Raw genomic sequence first — 17,648 nt, 5'->3', positions numbered from 1 at the left:
CGGGGGCTTTCTGTCGGGCCAGGCGGGAGGCTACTCGCCCGCAACCTCCACGATGAGCTCCACCTCGACGGGCGCGTCCAGGGGCAGGACGGCGACGCCGACAGCGCTGCGGGCGTGAACGCCGCGGTCACCGAGGATCTCGGTCAGCAGGTTGCTCGCGCCGTTGATGACGTGGGGCTGGAGGGTGAAGCTCGGGTCGGACGCAACGAAGCCGACGACCTTGACGACGCGCGTGATGCGGTCGAGGTCGCCGATGACGGACTTCACGGCGGCGAGAGCATTGAGGGCGCATGTGGCGGCAAGCCGCGCCGCGTCCTCGACCTCGACGTCGGAGCCGACCTTGCCCGTGGTCTCCAGGGCGCCGTCGACGAACGGCAGCTGGCCCGCCGTGTAGACGTAGGAACCGGTCTGGACGGCCGGGACGTAGCTTGCGACGGGCGCGGCGACGGCGGGCAGAGTCAGCCCGAGTTCTGCGATGCGCTCTTCAACGGTCTGTGTAGTCATGGACTCTCCTGTACTCGCTCTGAGATCCCCCGGCCTTAGGCCTTGGGGCGCTTGAAGTAAGCCACGAGGCCCTTGCCTTCAGGGCCGGGGACAACGGTGACGAGCTCCCAGCCCTCGGAGCCGAAGTTGTCAAGGATCTGCTTGGTCGTGTGGATGAGCAGGGGCGCGGTCAGGTATTCCCAAGTGGTCATATTCTCTAGCCTAGTGCGCGCTTGTAGACTGATGCGCATGGCATCTGGAAACCGGCGGGGCTCAGGCCCACTCTTGAACACCGCGACCACCCTGGGCAAGTTCATGGCTTTCCTGCTCGTGAGCGTGCTCTGCGGCGTGCTCACGGCCGGCCTCCTCGTGCCGCTGGCCGCCGCGACGGGCACGGGTGCCAGCAAGTCGATCGAGTTTTTCGACAACCTGCCGGCCGAGTTCTCCCCGCAGAAGCTGTCCCAGGCGTCCCAGATCCAGGCGAGCGACGGCACGGTCATCGCCGAGATGTACTCGGAGAACCGCGTCCCGGTGAAGCTGGACCAGGTCAGCAAGAACATGACCGGCGCCCTGTTGGCCATCGAGGATGACCGCTTCTACGACCACGGCGGCGTGGACCCCAAGGGCATCGCCGCGGCGCTCTTCTCGAACTCCACCTCCGGCACCTCCCGCGGCGCCTCGACCCTCACGCAGCAGTACGTGACGAACGTTCTCAACGACATCCGCATCTCCAACGGAGAAGCGCCCACGTACAACGGCTCGAAGACCGTCCTCGACAAGCTCCAGGAGATCCGCCTCGCGGTGTCCGTGGAGAAGAAGATGAGCAAGGACGAGATCCTCGAGGGCTACCTCAACGTGGTGCAGTTCAACGGCCGCGCCTACGGCATCGAGGCCGCCAGCCAGTACTTCTTCAACAAGAGCGCAAAGGACCTCTCCCTGACTGAGGGGGCCCTGCTCGCCGGTGTGGTCAACGGCCCGTCCGTGTATGACCCCGTGGCCCACCCGGAGGCTGCGACGAAGCGCCGGAACATCGTTCTCGGCCGCATGCTCACGACCAAGCGCATCACCAAGGCCCAGTACGACGCAGCCGTCAAGGAGCCCCTGAATCTGCGGATCACGCCGCGCTCCCAGGGCTGCTACGGCGCCAAGATGGCCCCCTACTTCTGCCAGTGGGTCACGTACCAGTTCCTCGCGGACCCCGCCTACGGCAAGACCCGCGCCGAGCGCCAGAAGCTGCTCAACCGCGGCGGCCTGGTCATCAAGACCACGCTGGACTCGCGCCTGCAGAAGTCCGCCCAGGAGGCCATCGAGGCCACCGCCAGCACCAAGCAGTCCGACCCGAACGTCGGGCACGCCGCCGTGACCGTCCAGCCCGGGACCGGTCGCGTCCTGGCCATGGCTCAGAACACCACGCTCGGCGCCGGCGCCGAGAACGAGACCGGCGTCTCCTCGCTCAACTTCAACGTGGACAAGTACATCGGCGGAGACCCGGGCAACCCGGGCGGCGGCGCCGGCGGCTTCCAGCCCGGCTCGACGTACAAGCCGTTCACCTTCTCGCAGTGGCTTGCCGAGGGGCACTCCATGAACGAGGTTGTCGACGCCTCCCGCAAGACCTACGAGGTCGGGGATCAGACGTTCAAGGGCTCCTGCTTCGCAGGCGGTGCCTACACGATCCTCGACCAGTGGTCGCCGCAGAACTACGGCAACCAGAACTACGGCAACTACTCGGCCCTCTACGGACTGGCCCTCTCTCTCAACACCGTCACGTTCGCCACGGCCGCCAAGCTGGACATCTGCAAGATCCAAGAGCTCGCCATGAAGATGGGCGTGCACCCGGGTGACAGCCAGTCCCTCAACAAGGACGACCTCACCCACTCCCCGCCCTCGGCCCTCCTCGGCACGGCGAACATCGCGCCGATCACCATGGCCAACGCGTTCGCGACGTGGAACAACGACGGCAAGCTCTGCAAGAACCTCGTCTTCGACTCCATCACGGGCCCGGACGGCACGAAGTACCCGGTCCCCTCGCAGCACTGCGAGCAGGCCATCCCCACGGACGTCGCCCACGGCACCCTGTACGCCCAGCAGCAGGTCATGAAGAACGGCTCCGGCCGCGGCCGCCAGCTGGACTACCCCTCCGCCGCCAAGACGGGAACCAACGACTTCCGTTCCCAGACCTGGTTCATCGGCTCCACCCAGGGCCTGACCACGGCCGTGTGGCTCGGCAACTTCAACGAGGCCTCGACCTCCCTTGCCGACCTCATCATCAACGGCAAGAAGGACCCGGAGCTGGACGGCTCCGGCCTCGCTGGCACCACCTGGCAGACCTACATGAAGCAGGCCGCCCCGCACTACCCGCACGGTGACTTCCCGTCCCCGCCGGAGAACATGGTCAACGACCCGCGGTGGCCCTCGCTCGGCAAGGACCGCATCCAGTGACGTCCTTCCCCCGGTCGGCCCCCTCGCGTCTCACGGCGGGGGCCGCCCTCGTCGGGGCAGCCGGCGTCGCCCTCTTGGCCGCAGCGGTTGCCGAGACCCGGAAGTTCGAGGTGCGCACCGAGGTGCTGCCGCTGCTGCCGCCCGGCGCGGAGCGGATCCGGATCCTTCAGCTGTCCGACATCCACTTTGTCCCCGGCCAGGACGGGAAGGCCGCCTGGCTTGAGGCCCTCGGCGAGCACCGGCCGGACCTCATCCTCAACACGGGGGACAACCTCTCCCACCCCGGCGCGGTTCCGCCCCTGCTGCGCACGTTGGGCGAGCTGCCCCGCACGGGCGGGTTCTACGTGCCCGGCTCCAACGACTACTACGAGCCCAAGCCGAAGAACCCCGCCGCATACCTGGTGGGACCGTCCAAGAACGCGCCCGCGCGGCCCGAGCTGCCGTGGCGGGAGCTCTTCGCCGGCTTCGAGTCCTTCGGCTGGCAGCCGCTGACCAATGCGCGCGCGTGCGTCGAGGTCAAGGGGACGCGCCTCGAGTTCTCCGGCGTGGATGACCCGCATCTGGACCGGCATGAGGTGCAGGGGTTCGGGGACGACGACGCGGCCGTCCGCATCGGCGTCACTCACGCTCCGTATGTCGCCGTCCTCAATGAGATGACGGAGGCGGGGGCGGACCTCCTTGTCGCGGGCCACACGCACGGGGGCCAGGTGTGTCTGCCGGGTGGCCGGGCGCTCGTGTCCAACTGCGACCTGCCGCCCGCCCAGGCGCGTGGACTCAGCACGTGGACGGCGGGTGGCCGCTCGGTGCCGCTGACCGTCTCGGCGGGGCTGGGCCAGTCGAGGTACGCGCCTGTTCGGGTGTTCTGCCGCCCTGAGGCCGTGATTCTCGACCTTGTGGCCCGCGCCTAGGGCCTCGCCCGCCGCGCGCGCACCGGGCTGTCCGTTTGCCCCCTCGTTTGGCATTGGCCCCGCTGCCCCACCCGTTTGCCCCCCTCGTTTGGCATTGACCCCGCTGCCCCACCCGTTTGCCCCCTCGTTTGGCATTGGCCCCCTGCAATGCGCGGGGCGAACGCCAGCACCGGGGGCGAACGCCAATCGGCGACACAGCGGGCGGCGGCGCACACAGCCCACGCCAAGGCCGCCCCGCCACGCCCCATTGACACATGTCGATCACCTCTCGTGCTGCACCCCTCAACCGGCGTAGAGTGATCTGAGTAACGTGCATGGCACCCCCTGCTGACCCCATGGACCCCACATGCCCGGGTGCTGGGGGCGGTGAGCCATGCCAACTGAGGCGGACGCGGCGAAACGAGGACACGGTGGCAAGCACGGCGGCAGGGCAACGAGATCTCGGCCAGCCAGAGCCGCAGCCCCTCCCCCATACCCGCCCGCCCGCTCAACCCGCTCAGCCAGTTCAACCCGCTCACCCCGGTCAGCCCGGGGCCCAGCTCCACGCCCAGACGCCGCCCCAGGCCCACCCGCGCACTCGGCGCGAGCCTCACTCTGCGCAGGCCCCGTCCCCGCTGGAGGCGCGCGCGGCGGCCCTGCCCGTCCCGGAGCCCGGCCACCCCATCCGCTACGCGTGGCAGGCGTATGCCCGGCCTGTGTGGCCGCGCTTGGCGTTCGGCGCACTGACGGCTGCGCTCGGCGGCATCGCGGGCCTGATCCTGCCGCAGCTGCTGCGCGTCCTCGTCGATGACCTCGCGGCACACCCCACCAAGGCCACCCTCATGGCCGGCATCGGGGTCATGGCGATCTTCGGCGTCCTCGAGGCCGCGATGTACGCCGCCCGCCGGCAGTTCACGGTCAAACCGGCTGTGGCGATTGAACGGCAGATGCGCGAGGACCTCTTCGTCCGCCTTCAGCGCCTCCCTGCGGGCTTCCACGACGCCTGGTCCAGCGGCCAGCTTCTCTCCCGCTCGATGTCCGACTTGGGCCTGGTCCGCCGGTATCTCGCGTTCGGCAGCGTCATGACGGTCTCGAGCGCTGTGGTCATCGCGGTGGGCCTCGTCATGATGTACATCCTCGACTGGCGGTTCTTCCTCCTGTACGCGGTGATCGTGGCCCCGATGTTCATCGCCGGCACGGTCTTCCGGACCCGCTTCCACCAGGCTTCCCGCAGGGTGATGGACCTCCAGGGCGAGCTCGCCACCACGGTGGAGGAGTCGGTCCAGGGCATCCGAATCCTCAAGGCGTTCGGCCGGGCGGACTTCAGCGCCCGCCAGCTCGTGGCCCGCCTGAGCGGCCTGAAGCAGGCGGAGCTCGGGAAGGCGTCGACGCTGGGCTGGTTTATCGGCGTCGTCACGGCCCTGCCTGGTCTGACGATGGCCGCGGCGCTGCTCATCGGCGTCCGCCTCGTCGTCGAGGGCCAGATGAGCCCCGGCACTCTGGTGGCGTTCTTCGCGACTGCGGGCCTGCTGAGCAACCCGCTCGCGGAGCTGGGCCAGTTCATCGGAATGTACGTGGCCACGAAGGCCGCGCTGGAGCGCCACGTGGAGATCATGCGGGAGCCGACGTCCATCGCGTCTCCCTCCCAGCCCGAGTCCCCCGCGCGGTCGGGCCGGCTCGAGCTCCGGGGCGTCGGGTTCCGGTACCCGGATGCGGCTCCGGACGCCGCCCCGATCCTCCACGACGTCAACCTCCGCCTGACGCCCGGCGAGACGATGGCTCTCGTCGGAGAGACGGGCTCCGGCAAGTCCACCCTCCTTCAGCTCATTCCTCGCATCTACGAGGCCACGGAGGGCACGGTCCTCGTGGACGGGGCGGACGTGCGCTCCCTCGCGCTGGCGGATCTCCGCACGCGCATCGCGGTGGCGTTCGAGGACGCCACGCTCTTCTCCGATTCGGTGCGGCGGAACGTCCTCTTGGGCGTTCCGGCGGCCGCGGACGACGACGAGCGGGAGGCCGCCCTCGCTGAGGCCCTTCGCGTGGCTCAGGCCGGGTTCGTGGCCAGCCTGCCGGAGGGCGCGGACACGCAGATCGGCGAGGAGGGGCTGAGCCTCTCCGGCGGTCAGCGTCAGCGCTTGGCCCTGGCCCGCGCGGTGGCGGCCCGTCCGGACATCATGCTGCTGGACGATCCCCTGTCCGCCCTGGACGTCTCCACGGAGGAGCGGGTCATCGCGGAGCTGGGCGACGCCCTGGCCGAGACCACGACGCTCATCGTGGCCCACCGCCCGTCCACGGTGGCCCTTGCGGACCGCGTGGCGCTGCTTGAGGGCGGCACGATCACGGCGGTGGGCCCGCACCAGCAGCTCCTCGAGGAGAACGCGCACTACCGCCACGTCATCTCGAGTCTCCACGAGGACGAGACCGTCGAGGAGCTCTTCGCCCCCGAGGACGAGCCAGTCCCTGCTGCTCCCGCCTCCGCCGACGAGACCCCGAAGGGAGGCGCCGCATGAGCGCCACCGAAGAGAACGACGACCTCACCGGCGCGGAGCTCAAGCAGGCGCGCTCCCGGGCCTACCGCCTCATGGGGCGCACGCTCAAGCCGCGCTGGCCCCTCGTCGTCGCGACCGCCGCGACGTCCATCCTGGCGTCCCTTCTCGAGGCCCTGACGCCGCTGTTCCTGGCCAAGGGGATCGACGTCGGCCTGCCGGCGCTTCGGGACGGCGACCCGGGTCCCCTGTGGCTCATCGTGGGCCTGTTCGCGGCGGCGAGCCTGGTCATGGGGTTCATGTTCTGGCTCTCGACCTGGCTCACGGCGTCTCTGTCTCAGTCGTCCCTCATGGAGATCCGGGAGAACCTGTTCCGGAAGGTGCAGCGCCTCCCGGTCTCGTTTCATGAGAAGTACACGTCTGGGCGCGCAATCTCCCGGCAGACCTCGGACATGGACGCCCTCCAGGAGTTCCTCGACGGCGGCGTGTCCGAGGTCCTGACCACGCTGCTCTATCTCGTGTTCTCGCTGGGCCTGATCCTTGCTCTGGACCCGCAGTCGGGGATTGTCATCGCGGTGTTCCTCGTCGTCGTCATCTGGCTCATGCGGTGGTTCATGAAGCGGGCGGAGAAGGCGTTCCGCGAGTCCCGCACGCACTCGGCCCGGCTGATTGTCACGTTTGTGGAGACGTTCACGGGCATCCGCGCCGTCCAGTCCTTCCGCAAGGAGGCCTCGAACGAGGGGGCGTACTCCTCGGTGGCGGCGGACTACCAGCGGGCGACGATGAACACGATCGGCCTGTTCGGCATCCTCCAGCCGCTCATGGTGGGCCTGGGGAATCTCTGCATGGTGGCGGTCCTCGCGTGGGGCGGCTGGCGCGCGATCGACGGCACCCTGAGCCTCGGCGCCCTCGTCGCGGTCACGCTCGCCACGAAGCGTCTCTTCGGGCCCATGCAGTCGCTCCTCATGTACATCTCCTCGCTTCAGTCCGCGCAGTCGGCGCTGGAGAAGGTCTCGGGGCTCTTGGAGGAGCCGGAGACTCTCACCGAGCCTGAGCGTCCCGCGGCTCTCGGGTCGCCTCACGGTGAGATTGTGTTCGACGACGTCGCCTTCGGCTACTCGCCCCAGTCCACCCTCGTGGAGCACCTCTCTCTGAGGATCCCCGCGGGGCAGACCGTGGCTGTGGTCGGGCAGACGGGCGCAGGCAAGTCCACCCTCGCGAAGCTCATCAGTCGGTTCTACGACGTGACGCAGGGGTCCATCCGCCTGGACGGGACGGACGTGCGCGAGATCGCGGACGCGGACCTGCGGCGGCGCGTGGTCATGGTGACACAGGAGGCGTACTTGTTCTCGGGGACGGTTGCCGAGAACATCGCCATCGGCAAGCCGGATGCGACTCGGGAAGAGGTGGAGGCGGCCGCAGCGGCGGTGGGCGCGGATGCGTTCATTCGCGCGCTGCCGGACGGGTATGACACGGACGTGACGAAGCGGGGCGGCCGCGTTTCGGCGGGCCAGCGTCAGCTGATCTCGTTTGCGCGGGCGTTCCTCGCGGACCCGGCGGTGCTCATCCTGGATGAGGCCACGAGTTCCCTTGATCTGCCGAGCGAGCGGCTCGTGCAGCAGGGTCTGGAGCGGCTCCTGGGTGAGCGGACGGCGCTGATCATCGCGCACCGCCTCTCGACGGTGGCGATCGCGGACCGGGTTCTCGTGGTGCGTGGGGGCCGGGTCGCGGAGGACGGCACGCCGGAGGAGCTCATCGCGCAGGGCGGCGAGTTCGCCGGGCTGGACGCCGCATGGCAGCGGTCCCTCGCGTGATTTGTCATTGACGCCCCTCGCCCCGTAAACTAGACAAGTTGGTTTCGCAGAGCTTGACTCGTGGAACCAACGGACCGGGGTGTGGCGCAGCTTGGTAGCGCGCTTCGTTCGGGACGAAGAGGCCGCAGGTTCAAATCCTGTCACCCCGACCAGTCCACAAAGGGCCCGCTTCATCACCATGATGAAGCGGGCCCTTTGTCGTGAACCGCCCCGGCCTCGGTGGAGGCCCGGAGCGGCACGGGGCAAGAGCAGCGCGGGGCCGGGCCCGGACGCCAGTCAGGCTCCCGGCTGGAGAGACGATCCTGACGACGCACACACGATGGCCGCGACCCCGGTAGCCCTGGTGGGCGCCTACTTTGACTTGATCATGTAGACGCCCATGATGGTGCCCTGCCACCACGTGCCGCGGCCGTCCATGGTGCCGACCATCTGGAGGGTGTCGCCGCCGCCGAGCACGGTCATCGTGGAGCGCGGCAGCCACTCCTCCTGTACCGTGCGTCCCGTGTCGATGTCGATGGCGACGGCACGGATGCGGTTGATCCGGAAGCTCGGCGAGCGGTCACACGTGTAGATGAGCCGGTCTGTCGTGGAGTACCGCGGCACGGCACACGAGTAGACGTCATTGCGGGTCCACCGATTGACCAGGCCCGTGGGCGTGATGTCCCAGCGCTCCATGCCGGCGGTGAATTCCGCGTTCTCGGGGTCGGACTTTCCGGCCCCGTCAGGGTACCGAGGGTACGGGTAGCCGTAGGTGTTGGCCCCGATGACGGTGTTGCCGATCCCGATCATCGAGTTCTCCGTCCCGGAGTTGCGCACCGCGAACATCGGCGCCACGCCCACCTGGGCCCCGTCCTTGGTCCTGTACACCATGACGTGTTCGCGCTCGAAGTGGTTGTCCGTGAGCATGAGGTAGTCATGCCCCGTGGGGCCGAAGAAGGTCGGCGTGGCCCCGGAGCCCCAGGCGAGCTTGCCGGGCTTGCGCGCGCGGTCCCGCTCGTAGACGTGCATCCACACCACCTCCGGCGTCCCATCCGCCGCCGCTCGGACGAGGTACACGGCGTGGGTCGTGACGATGCTGACGCCGTCAGGGCAGGCAGAGATGGAGTTGGTGACCCGCTCCACCTCGGTGTCCTTGAAGCACGTGGGCCGGTGCGCCTTGAGGTCAATCCCCCGCACGACGCCGCTCGACGGGTCCACGTAGGCCGCCCGCCCGGCCTGCGTGGCAAACCAGACACGCCCTTGCCAGTCCGGCACCAGGCTGACGGCCTGGTCTCCGCGAACCGCCCCAATGTACGATCCGAGGCTGATCCGGGAGTCCACCCTGAGGGACTTCCCGCCGCGGCCGTGGGCGATCCGCAGGAGGTTGTGGGCTCCGTCGATGAGGACCATGCGGTCCTGGTCGTCCAGGTAGGCGTACACGCCGCCCAGCAGGGCGCCTTTGGCGATGTTCATCTCGGAGAGGACCTGCCCTGTGTCCGGGTGAAGGATGGACACAACCGGTGAGAGTGCCTCGAGCTTGTTGTTGAGCACCTTCGTGGTCAGGACCTGGATGTAGCCGTCCTTGCCCGCGAGCACGGTGGGGCAGGCACCGCCCAGGTGAACGAACTTCACGGACCAGCGCCCCCGGCCCGGGCCACGGAACGGGGTGCAGTCCGACGACTGGGCGTCCCCGTGCATCGTGGCAATGCCATTCGTGCCGAGGAAGCGGTTGGCAACAGCGTTGTACTTCAGCGATGACATGGCGGGCTCCTGTCAGACGTGGTGGTGGACGTCGCCCCAGGGGGACGTGAGGGTGATCTCGTAGTCGGGGACCTGGGCGGGGTCCGCGGCCTCGAACTGAATGGAGAAGCAGGGGGCCTCCTGCGGGCGCGCGATGCGACGGAGAATGGTGAGCTCCCACGTCCAGGCCCGGCGCCCGTCAACCTCGGAAGGCTGGCCGTAGTACGCGGTGCGGAAGTGCGAGAGGGGCTCGCCTGCACGTGTGATGGAGTACCCCCGGCCGCGCTCCGAGGCGAACAGCTGGGGCGGCTGCCAGCCCTGGGTCTCGTCGAACCGCGTGCCCTTCGGGTTGTACTTCACCCTCCCTGAGCGTTCGACGACGGTGACCCGGATGACGTTTCCGCCGCCGGCGGCGCCGAAGCTCGGCGGGAACTCGGCCGCTGCGCCATCCCGAGGGTCCAGGAATTCCCCTTGGGGGCTGTTGCGGCTGACGTGCCAGTGCTCGTGGGGCGCCCTCCGCGTGGGGAAGACGGTGTAGACCTGGATGTCGGAGGGCGAGTCCCCGTTGATGTTGCGGGTCGCGGCCCCACGGAGCGGGCCGGCCACGAGGCGACGTTCGAACGTTGCGGCCGGCGGAGTCTTCTCGGGCACGACGCCACCGCACCCGGGGTTGGCCTTGAGCCAGGCCGCGTCCGCGCGGAGGTACTCCTCGTAGCGGCGGAGGCGCTCGGCATAGCTGCCTCCGTTGCGCTGTCCCTGATCCCAGGCGTGGGCGGCGGCGCGGAAGCCTTCACACTCGCCGCTGACGTTGGCGTGGTGGCAGGTCGCAGGCTTGATGGGCCGCGTGTCCGGGGCGTCGGCCGCCGTGGGCTTCTCCACTGCCTCGGGGCGCGGCCCCGTGATCTCGTCCTTGGAGCAGACGCGCTGGGATGCGGCCGATGCCGGGACGGCCGATGCGGCGGCCACAACGGGGACGGCCCACGCGCCCGCCGCGACAATGCGGCGCCGGCTGGGCCCGTCCGCAGGCGCCACGGCGCCCTGGTGTGAGTCTGAGGGGGTTGATAGATGCTGGTCGCTGGTTGAGCCCACAGTTGTCCTCCGCTCTGGGCCCCACGCGCGTCCAGATCCACCGCCCTGGCCCGTGGGACGAAGACCGGCACAGCCGGGGATCATGCGCGTTATTGATAACACTAATTCTACCTCAGCACTCCGGCCCGATCCACCCCTCCCCCAGCGCGCACCCACTCGGGGCGGAGGGCATGCAGGCGGTGGAACAACACACATCTCCGCCAAGTTTGAGAGACTGGGACACAGCACACACTCGACATGCCGCTGGAGGCGCTGACGCGGGATCCCTCGCCCGGAGGCGCCGCGAAAGGACCAACGATGCCCTCTGCTGACCAGCCCAACGGAGCGGGCGCGCCCCGCCGGGACGAGGAGTTCCACAACGAGCACCTCCCCGGCTTCGACCCGTACGGCTATCTGAAGAAGGACGGCGCCGGAGACGCCCAGTCCTCGAGCGCACAGGGCAGCCACGCCTACGGCACTGATGCCTCTGCACAGCCGGGCACGCAGTACGGCGGCGCCTCGGGGCATCAGCACCAGGGCCCCGCTGCGCAGGCTAGCTACGGCCCGGCCGGCCTCCCCTCGCAGCCCCAGGGCTCCGCTCCCCAGGACGCTGCTCCCCAGCCGATGCAGCGCCCCCACGCCGCGTACCGGCCGGGCTGGATGCGCCCCTCGGTCTCGTTCGGCGAGGCCATCCGCCTCTGGTGGAAGAACCTTCTCGTCTTCAACGGCCGCGCCACCCGCTCCGAGTACTGGTGGGTCATGCTGGCAACGGTGATCCTGAACTTCGTCGTCAGCATGCTGACCTCCCTCGTGGACCTCGCCGTCAATGGCGGCGCCGCCCCGGCGCAGGCCAACAGCATCCAGACGAGCGCCGCCTCCGGGCTCGGCCAGCTGCTGACGTTCCTCGTCGGCCTGTCCCTGATTCCGCTGGCCGTTCGGCGCTTCCATGACATCAACCGCTCCGGCTGGTGGTACCTGGCCTTCTACGTGCTTCAGATGGTCCTGAGCCTCGCCGTGGTCATCCCGATCGTTCTCCTGATCCTCCGCGCCGGGGACATCGAGACGATGAGCGACTCCGAGATCGTCACGAGTCTCGGGGCGAGCATCGGGATCATCATGATCCTCGCGATGCTCCTTTTTGCGGTCTACATCGTCCAGCTCGTGTGGACCATCCTTCCCTCCAAGCCGCAGGGCGCCCGATTCGACGACCCCTCGAAAAGGCTCCCTGCGGCCTACACCGGCAATTGGGTGCCGGGAAACCCTGAGTACGACGCCGCCCAGCGCCAGTACTCGGTCAACCCCAACCCGACGGATCCCCACACCCCGTAGGCCGCACCCCGCACGAAGGCCCCTCGCATCCACCCGGATGCGAGGGGCCTTCGGCGTTGTCCCGCTGGGTCAGCCCGTCAGCGAATCCGCCCCACTGCCTCGGGGGCGGCGGTCACGACGGCGCCGCCGTCTGCGGTCTGCGCCAGGGAGCTCGCCACGAAAGCCACGTCACCTGCCTGCGGGCGTGAGCCCAGGGCCCACTCGAGCTCAATCCTCGCGCTGCCTCCTGCGGCAACGGCGGCGGACAGCGTCACTGTGCTCCGCCTGCCCGCGCGCGCCACCGCCAGCGCCTCGCCGCCGACGACGGCCTTGCGGACCACGAGACCCCCTTCGGAGTCGACCAGGCCCGTGTCGTCGAGGGCACGGTGCCCCACGGTGATCTCCGTGCCGGCCGGGATCGCCCTGCCTGCGGCCGTGACCAGGAGCGCCGACGGGGCCAGGATCGTCCGCCCGCCGCCGGCCTCTGCCTCCACGAGACCCTCGAACGAGAGCCTGAACGGGGCCGCGCCCTCGTCGCCGAGCAGGGCCCGGAGCGGCGAGACAGCACCCCCTGGGGCCTGGGCCGCCGACCCGGCGGTGGGCGCCCCAGCGCCAGCCGCCGTCGTCGTCCCCGAGGCCCCCGTGGAGCCCTGGGCGCCGAGGCCGGCCTGGCCGAGGCCTGCCTGGCCGAGGCCGGCCTGGCCGAGGCCCGCCCCTGCGGAGTCCCCGCCGAGCACCTCAGCCGTGGCGCTGGAGGCCCAGAGGACCGCCGGGATGGCCAGCGCGGCGCCGGTGAGGACTGTGCGTCGTGTGATCGTCATGTCAAGAGTTCCTTTCTGTCCCGTTGGGCTCGGCGCTACGCGCGCTCAATCCGGTAGACGCCGCAGATGCTGCCCTGCCACCAGACGCCGCGGGAGTCGATCGTGCCGACCATCTGCAGCGTGTCCCCGCCGCCGAGGAGGATGCTCACGTGGTCCCCGAGCTTCTGGGAGTGAAGGGTGCGCCCCGTGGCCATGTCGATGGCCACGGCGCTGATGTACGCCCCGTTGGCCACGCCAGCCGGGCCCGGCTTGCGCTCGCAGGTGTAGATGATGCCGTCAGCCGCCGAGTACCGGGGCACGGCCGAGGAGTAGACGTCGGTGCGCTTCCAGACGTTCCGCAGGCCCTTCGGGGTGACATCCCACCGCTCGAGGCCGGGGCTGAAGCGGGCGCGGGCGGGCTTGGAGGGCCCGGCGCCCTCGGGAAGGGCCGGGTACGGGTAGCCGTAGGTGTTGGCGCCGATCACCGTGTTGCCGATGCCGATCATCGAGTTCTCCGTGCCCGATGCCCCGCGCGCGAAGAGGCCGGCGCGGCCCACCTCGCTGCCGTCCGCCGTCCGGTAGACGATGACGTTCTCCTGGGAGTCCGCGTTGTCCGTGAGCATGACATAGTCCGAGCCGTTGGGCCCGAAGAACGTGGGCGAGGCGCCCGATCCCCACGAGAGCTTGCCGGGCTTGCGCGCCGAGCCGCGGTCATAGGCCTGCCGCCACGCCACGGTGGGCATGCCGTCGGCACCGAGCGTCAGCTGGTAGATGGCGTGCGAGGTGACGACGCTGACGCCGGACGGGCAGGCGGCAATGGAGTTGTCCACGCGCTCGAGCCCGCCGCCGAGGATGATCCGGCGCATCGAGCGCCCGTCCTTCTCGACGACGACGACGCGCCCTTGGCGGGTGGCCAGCCACACGTTGCCAGCCCAGTCCGGGACGAGCCCCACGACCCCGTCCCCACGGTCGATGACCGAGGAGACGTCCACGCGCTGCTGGACGAAAATGCTCCGCCCGTTGCGCGTGTGGGCGAGCCGGACGAGGGTGTTCGAGCCGTCGACGAGAACCATCCGGTCCTCGTTGTCGAGGTACGCGTACACGCCGCCCAGCAGGGCGCCCTTGGGCAGGTTGAGGGATGAGAGCTCCCGGCCCCGCGCGTCGAGGATGGAGAGCTTGGGGGTCAGGAACTTGCCGTCGGCGAAGACCTGCGTGCAGAGCACCTGGATGAACCCGTCCGAGCCGGCGAGGATCGTGGGGCAGGCTCCCCCGAGCTTGGTCTTGGTGACCTTCCACCGCTTGGCCCCCGGCCCCGCGAGCGGGGTGGCGTCCGAGCCCTGGGCGTCTCCGTGCATGGTGGCCACGCCGGAGCCCCCAAGGTGGGGGTTGGCGGTGGCGTTGTAGCGAATCTGAGACATCACACCTCCTTGCATAACACTTGTGATGCACTCTCAGAATACGCAGATGTTCTACCTTTTGCCGCACAACAGAGTCATGTGACGCGCGGATGTCACACAACGGCCCGCGCCACACCCGGGCCCCTCACGGAGAACGCGCCCCGTCGCCCGCTCGGGGCGCGCGAGGCGCGTTCTCTGTGGCGGCCAGGCCGCCATGTAAACCTTGAATCTATGCGGCAGAGGCACCCGGGGTGAAGGTGCGGCCGGTGAGACGCTCGTAGGCCTCGATGTAGCGCGCCCGCGTCTTCTCCACGACATCCTCGGGCAGCCGCGGCGGCTCCTCACCCGAGTTTTTGTCCCACCCGGAGGCCGGGCTCGTCAGCCAGTCGCGGACGAACTGCTTGTCGAAGCTCGGCTGCGCGCGGCCCGGCTCGTACGCCTCGGCGTCCCAGAAGCGCGAGGAGTCGGGGGTGAGGACCTCGTCGCCGAGAATGATCTCCCCTGAGCCGTCCGGGGCGACGCCGAACTCCACCTTGGTGTCGGCAAGAATGATGCCCCGCTCTCGCGCGACGGCCTCCGCCCGCTCGTAGACGGACAGGGTCAGCTCGCGCAGCTGCTCGGCGCGCTCCTGGCCCACGCGAGCCACGGTCTCCTCGAACGTGATGTTCTCGTCGTGGTCCCCCACGGCGGCCTTGGCGCTCGGCGTGTAGATCGCCGGCTGGAGCCGGGACCCGTCCACGAGGCCCTCCGGCAGCGGAAGCCCCGTCACCGTGCCGGACTCGCGGTACTCCGCCAGGCCCGAGCCCGTGAGGTAGCCGCGTGCGATGCACTCGATCGGCAGCATGTCCAGGCGGCGGCACACCATGGCCCGGCCCGCCACGGCGTCAGGCACGTCCGTGGAGATGACGTGGTTGGCCACGGGGCGATCCCCCTCAGCGAGCTGCTCGAACCACCACAGGCTCAGGGCCGTCAGGACGGCGCCCTTGTCCGGGATCTCGCTGACGAGGACGTGGTCAAACGCCGAGATGCGGTCCGAGGCCACGACGAGCACCCGGTCCGTCACCTCCGCATCCTCCGGGACGTAGAGGTCCCGGACCTTGCCCGAATACGCGTGGCGCCAGCCCGGCAGCTCCTGCGCCTCAACTGTCAGTCCTGCTCCGAACTCGCTCACAGCCCTGCCTCCTTCGCCTGGTTGTCGTCGTGGCCGGCGGGGATCTGCGCCCCGCGGCCTGCGTCGTCGCCCGCTTCCGCGCGCCGGCCCACAGGCCCGGTGACGCGAATGGTGCCGGCGAGCGCCGCGCCCGCAATGTCCGCGCGGTTCTGCGCGCCCTCCCAGCGGATGGCCTTCACTCCGGCGTACGCGCGGTCCCGCGCCTCCTGGAGGGTGTCCCCCCGGCCGACGACGGCGAGCACGCGCCCGCCCGCCGCCACGACGTCCTGGCCCGCGAGCGCCGTGCCGGCGTGGAGGACGCTGACGCCCTCAAGCGCCTCGGCGTCCTCGATCCCCGTGATGACGTCGCCCTTGCGCGGGGTGTCGGGGTAGTTCTCGGCGGCCATGACCACGTCCACGGCGTAGCCGGGCGCCCACTCGAGGCGCTCGGACTCGGCGAGATCGCCCGCCGCGGCCCGGGAGAGGAGCTGGCCCAGCGGCGTCTCGAGGCGCGCCAGGACGGCCTGCGTCTCCGGGTCGCCGAAGCGCACGTTGAACTCGATGACGCGCAGGCCGCGCGAGGTGAGCGCGAGGCCGCAGAACAGGGTGCCGATGAACGGGGTGCCGCGCTCTCGCATCACCCGGAGGGTGGGGGCGACAACCCGGTCCATGATCTCCTCGACGAGGCCCTCCGGGGCCCATGGCAGCGGGGTGTATGCGCCCATGCCGCCAGTGTTGGGGCCGGCGTCCCCGTCGAAGATGCGCTTGAAGTCCTGTGCGGGCTCGAGGGCCACGGCCCGCTCGCCGTCGCAGACCGCGAAGAGGGAGACCTCGGGGCCGTCGAGGAACTCCTCAATGAGGACGCGCCCGCCGGCTGCGATGCACGCCTCCGCGTGGGCCTGGGCCTCCTCGATGCTGTCCGTGACGACGACGCCCTTGCCCGCCGCGAGGCCGTCGTCCTTGACCACGTGCGGCGCCCCGAACGCCTCGAGGGCCTCGCGGGCCTCCTCCGGGGTGGACGCGATCTTCGCCATGGCCGTGGGCACCTCGCCCGCGGCCATGATCTGCTTCGCGAACGCCTTCGAGGCCTCAAGCTCCGCGGCCTCGCGGCCCGGGCCGTAGACCAGGACTCCCGCGTCCCGCAGCGCATCCGCCACGCCAGCGGCGAGCGGGGCCTCGGGGCCGACGACGACAAGGTCCGCGCCGAGCTCCGCCGCGAGGGCCGTCACGGCCGCGGGGTCCTCCGCCTTGACGGGGTGACACGGGACATCCCGCGCAATCCCGGCATTGCCGGGGGCCGCGTGGACCTCCGTGACGAGAGGATCCCGCAGAAGCGCACGGACAAGGGCATGCTCACGGCCGCCTGGGCCAATCACCAAGATCTTCACGTGTTCAGCCTAGTTGGGATCGGGGCAGGGGCCACCCTGCGGACCGTTACGGGGACTCGGCCAGGGTCCGCAGATCACACGTCGGGCACGCGGCGGCATCCCGGAAGGCGTCAAAGCTCCTGCTCTGAGCGCGCCGCTGGTCAATCAACCCCTCGGTGCGGACCTTCTCCATGATCCCGGGGAGATCTGACTCCCGATATTTCGGGGTCCCGCGACCCGGCGAATTGCTGTCAAGATCCCGTGTCAGGGTTTCCTTAGCGTTGGCGATCATCCCGGTGGAGCGGCTGCGATAGGAGTTCGAGAGCTTCCACGAGGGCCGGTAGGCCGTCACAGCCTCTGGCCAGAGGAACACCCAGGATTCCATTTCCCAGGCGGGGGTAACGGCGTGGATATGGTGGCTCTTCGCGAGGGAGCTCTCCTCGATGGTCTTGGCAACCCTTTCGTGGGCAGGTTCCACCTCGTCGCAGTCCTCGTGGAGGAAGGTCGCCCTCACAGGCCGCCTTGCGTTCTCTGCACGGATGAGGGCCGCGATCTTTCCGGCACGAGAGGGGAAATTCGCAGGGCTGGAGTTCTTGACGAGCACGACCGGAACTTGACGGGCCTCGACTCTCTTTTCGAGCCCCGGGTGCATGGCGCCCAGGAGGGACCGAATAACACGCGCGTCGTTGACGTCCTCCCCGAGAGCGAGAATCCGCTCTGGCCCAGAGGC

14 protein-coding genes and 1 tRNA gene are annotated in these 17,648 nt (G+C 69.6%); 6 read left to right on the top strand and 9 right to left on the bottom strand.

Going from position 1 to position 17,648, the window contains the following annotated elements:
- Positions 1-30: 30 nt before the first annotated feature.
- Together J2S35_RS06515 and J2S35_RS06510 are read right to left on the bottom strand one after the other, a co-directional pair.
- On the bottom strand, positions 31-504 hold the full coding sequence (locus J2S35_RS06515; RefSeq protein WP_309851202.1) for a RidA family protein: 474 nt from the start codon (positions 502-504) through the stop codon (positions 31-33).
- A gap of 35 nt (positions 505-539) precedes the next feature.
- Positions 540-695, bottom strand: a complete 156-nt coding sequence (locus tag J2S35_RS06510) for a hypothetical protein (protein WP_309851198.1) — start codon at positions 693-695, stop codon at positions 540-542.
- A 73-nt stretch (positions 696-768) separates the two neighbouring features.
- Between J2S35_RS06510 and J2S35_RS06505 the strand changes: the two genes are divergently transcribed.
- From J2S35_RS06505 to J2S35_RS06485, 5 genes are all read left to right on the top strand, one after another.
- A complete protein-coding gene (locus J2S35_RS06505) occupies positions 769-2,922 on the top strand; it encodes a transglycosylase domain-containing protein (protein ID WP_309851196.1) in 2,154 nt (717 codons plus the stop codon).
- On the top strand, positions 2,919-3,830 hold the full coding sequence (locus tag J2S35_RS06500) for a metallophosphoesterase (RefSeq protein WP_309851193.1): 912 nt from the start codon (positions 2,919-2,921) through the stop codon (positions 3,828-3,830). Before J2S35_RS06505 ends, J2S35_RS06500 begins: the two co-directional genes overlap by 4 nt.
- A 695-nt stretch (positions 3,831-4,525) precedes the next feature.
- Positions 4,526-6,319, top strand: a complete 1,794-nt coding sequence (locus tag J2S35_RS06495; protein ID WP_309851191.1) for an ABC transporter ATP-binding protein — start codon at positions 4,526-4,528, stop codon at positions 6,317-6,319.
- The gene (locus J2S35_RS06490) at positions 6,316-8,109 is read left to right on the top strand and encodes an ABC transporter ATP-binding protein (RefSeq protein WP_309851189.1); all 1,794 of its coding nucleotides are present in this window, start codon (positions 6,316-6,318) and stop codon (positions 8,107-8,109) included. The genes J2S35_RS06495 and J2S35_RS06490 overlap by 4 nt, the downstream gene beginning before the upstream one ends.
- 75 nt (positions 8,110-8,184) lie before the next feature.
- Positions 8,185-8,261: transfer RNA gene (locus J2S35_RS06485), tRNA-Pro, on the top strand.
- Positions 8,262-8,460: 199 nt separating this feature from the next.
- Here the strand turns inward: J2S35_RS06485 and J2S35_RS06480 are convergent.
- Positions 8,461-9,849: a 6-pyruvoyl tetrahydrobiopterin synthase gene (locus J2S35_RS06480; RefSeq protein ID WP_309851187.1), complete on the bottom strand. Its 1,389-nt coding sequence runs from the start codon at positions 9,847-9,849 to the stop codon at positions 8,461-8,463.
- A 12-nt stretch (positions 9,850-9,861) separates the two neighbouring features.
- Complete coding sequence (locus tag J2S35_RS06475; RefSeq protein ID WP_309851185.1) at positions 9,862-10,860, bottom strand: hypothetical protein; 999 nt, start codon at positions 10,858-10,860, stop codon at positions 9,862-9,864.
- Positions 10,861-11,214: 354 nt separating this feature from the next.
- Here J2S35_RS06475 and J2S35_RS06470 point away from each other — a divergent pair, with 354 nt between their 5' ends.
- Positions 11,215-12,225, top strand: a complete 1,011-nt coding sequence (locus tag J2S35_RS06470) for a DUF805 domain-containing protein (RefSeq protein ID WP_309851181.1) — start codon at positions 11,215-11,217, stop codon at positions 12,223-12,225.
- Between the two features lie 77 nt (positions 12,226-12,302).
- Here J2S35_RS06470 and J2S35_RS06465 read toward each other — a convergent pair whose 3' ends face one another.
- From J2S35_RS06465 to J2S35_RS06445, 5 genes are all read right to left on the bottom strand, one after another.
- Entirely contained in the window at positions 12,303-13,025 is a 723-nt protein-coding gene (locus J2S35_RS06465) for a hypothetical protein (protein ID WP_309851178.1), read from the bottom strand.
- Positions 13,026-13,060: 35 nt separating this feature from the next.
- Positions 13,061-14,422, bottom strand: coding sequence for a 6-pyruvoyl tetrahydrobiopterin synthase (locus J2S35_RS06460; protein WP_309851176.1), 1,362 nt, complete (start codon positions 14,420-14,422; stop codon positions 13,061-13,063).
- Between the two features lie 208 nt (positions 14,423-14,630).
- Positions 14,631-15,572, bottom strand: coding sequence for a phosphoribosylaminoimidazolesuccinocarboxamide synthase (locus tag J2S35_RS06455; RefSeq protein WP_309851174.1), 942 nt, complete (start codon positions 15,570-15,572; stop codon positions 14,631-14,633).
- Complete coding sequence (gene purD, locus J2S35_RS06450; protein ID WP_309851171.1) at positions 15,569-16,939, bottom strand: phosphoribosylamine--glycine ligase; 1,371 nt, start codon at positions 16,937-16,939, stop codon at positions 15,569-15,571. The genes J2S35_RS06455 and purD overlap by 4 nt, the downstream gene beginning before the upstream one ends.
- Before the next feature lie 46 nt (positions 16,940-16,985).
- A complete protein-coding gene (locus tag J2S35_RS06445; protein WP_309851169.1) occupies positions 16,986-17,522 on the bottom strand; it encodes a hypothetical protein in 537 nt (178 codons plus the stop codon).
- Positions 17,523-17,648: the final 126 nt, after the last annotated feature.

This window comes from Falsarthrobacter nasiphocae, assembly GCF_031456275.1.
In the GTDB taxonomy this organism is placed as follows: Bacteria; Actinomycetota; Actinomycetes; order Actinomycetales; family Micrococcaceae; genus Falsarthrobacter; species Falsarthrobacter nasiphocae.
The sequence above is the reverse complement of the archived record's forward strand: the minus strand, read 5'-3'. Positions and strand labels throughout refer to the sequence as shown.

Excerpts from the sequence above, each read along its gene's own strand:
- J2S35_RS06515 (WP_309851202.1), bottom strand. The coding sequence starts at position 504 with ATGACTACACAGACCGTTGAAGAGCGCATCGCAGAACTCGGGCTGACT.
- J2S35_RS06510 (WP_309851198.1), bottom strand. The coding sequence starts at position 695 with ATGACCACTTGGGAATACCTGACCGCGCCCCTGCTCATCCACACGACC.
- J2S35_RS06490 (WP_309851189.1), top strand. The coding sequence starts at position 6,316 with ATGAGCGCCACCGAAGAGAACGACGACCTCACCGGCGCGGAGCTCAAG.
- J2S35_RS06480 (WP_309851187.1), bottom strand. The coding sequence starts at position 9,849 with ATGTCATCGCTGAAGTACAACGCTGTTGCCAACCGCTTCCTCGGCACG.
- J2S35_RS06470 (WP_309851181.1), top strand. The coding sequence starts at position 11,215 with ATGCCCTCTGCTGACCAGCCCAACGGAGCGGGCGCGCCCCGCCGGGAC.
- J2S35_RS06465 (WP_309851178.1), bottom strand. The coding sequence starts at position 13,025 with ATGACGATCACACGACGCACAGTCCTCACCGGCGCCGCGCTGGCCATC.
- J2S35_RS06460 (WP_309851176.1), bottom strand. The coding sequence starts at position 14,422 with ATGTCTCAGATTCGCTACAACGCCACCGCCAACCCCCACCTTGGGGGC.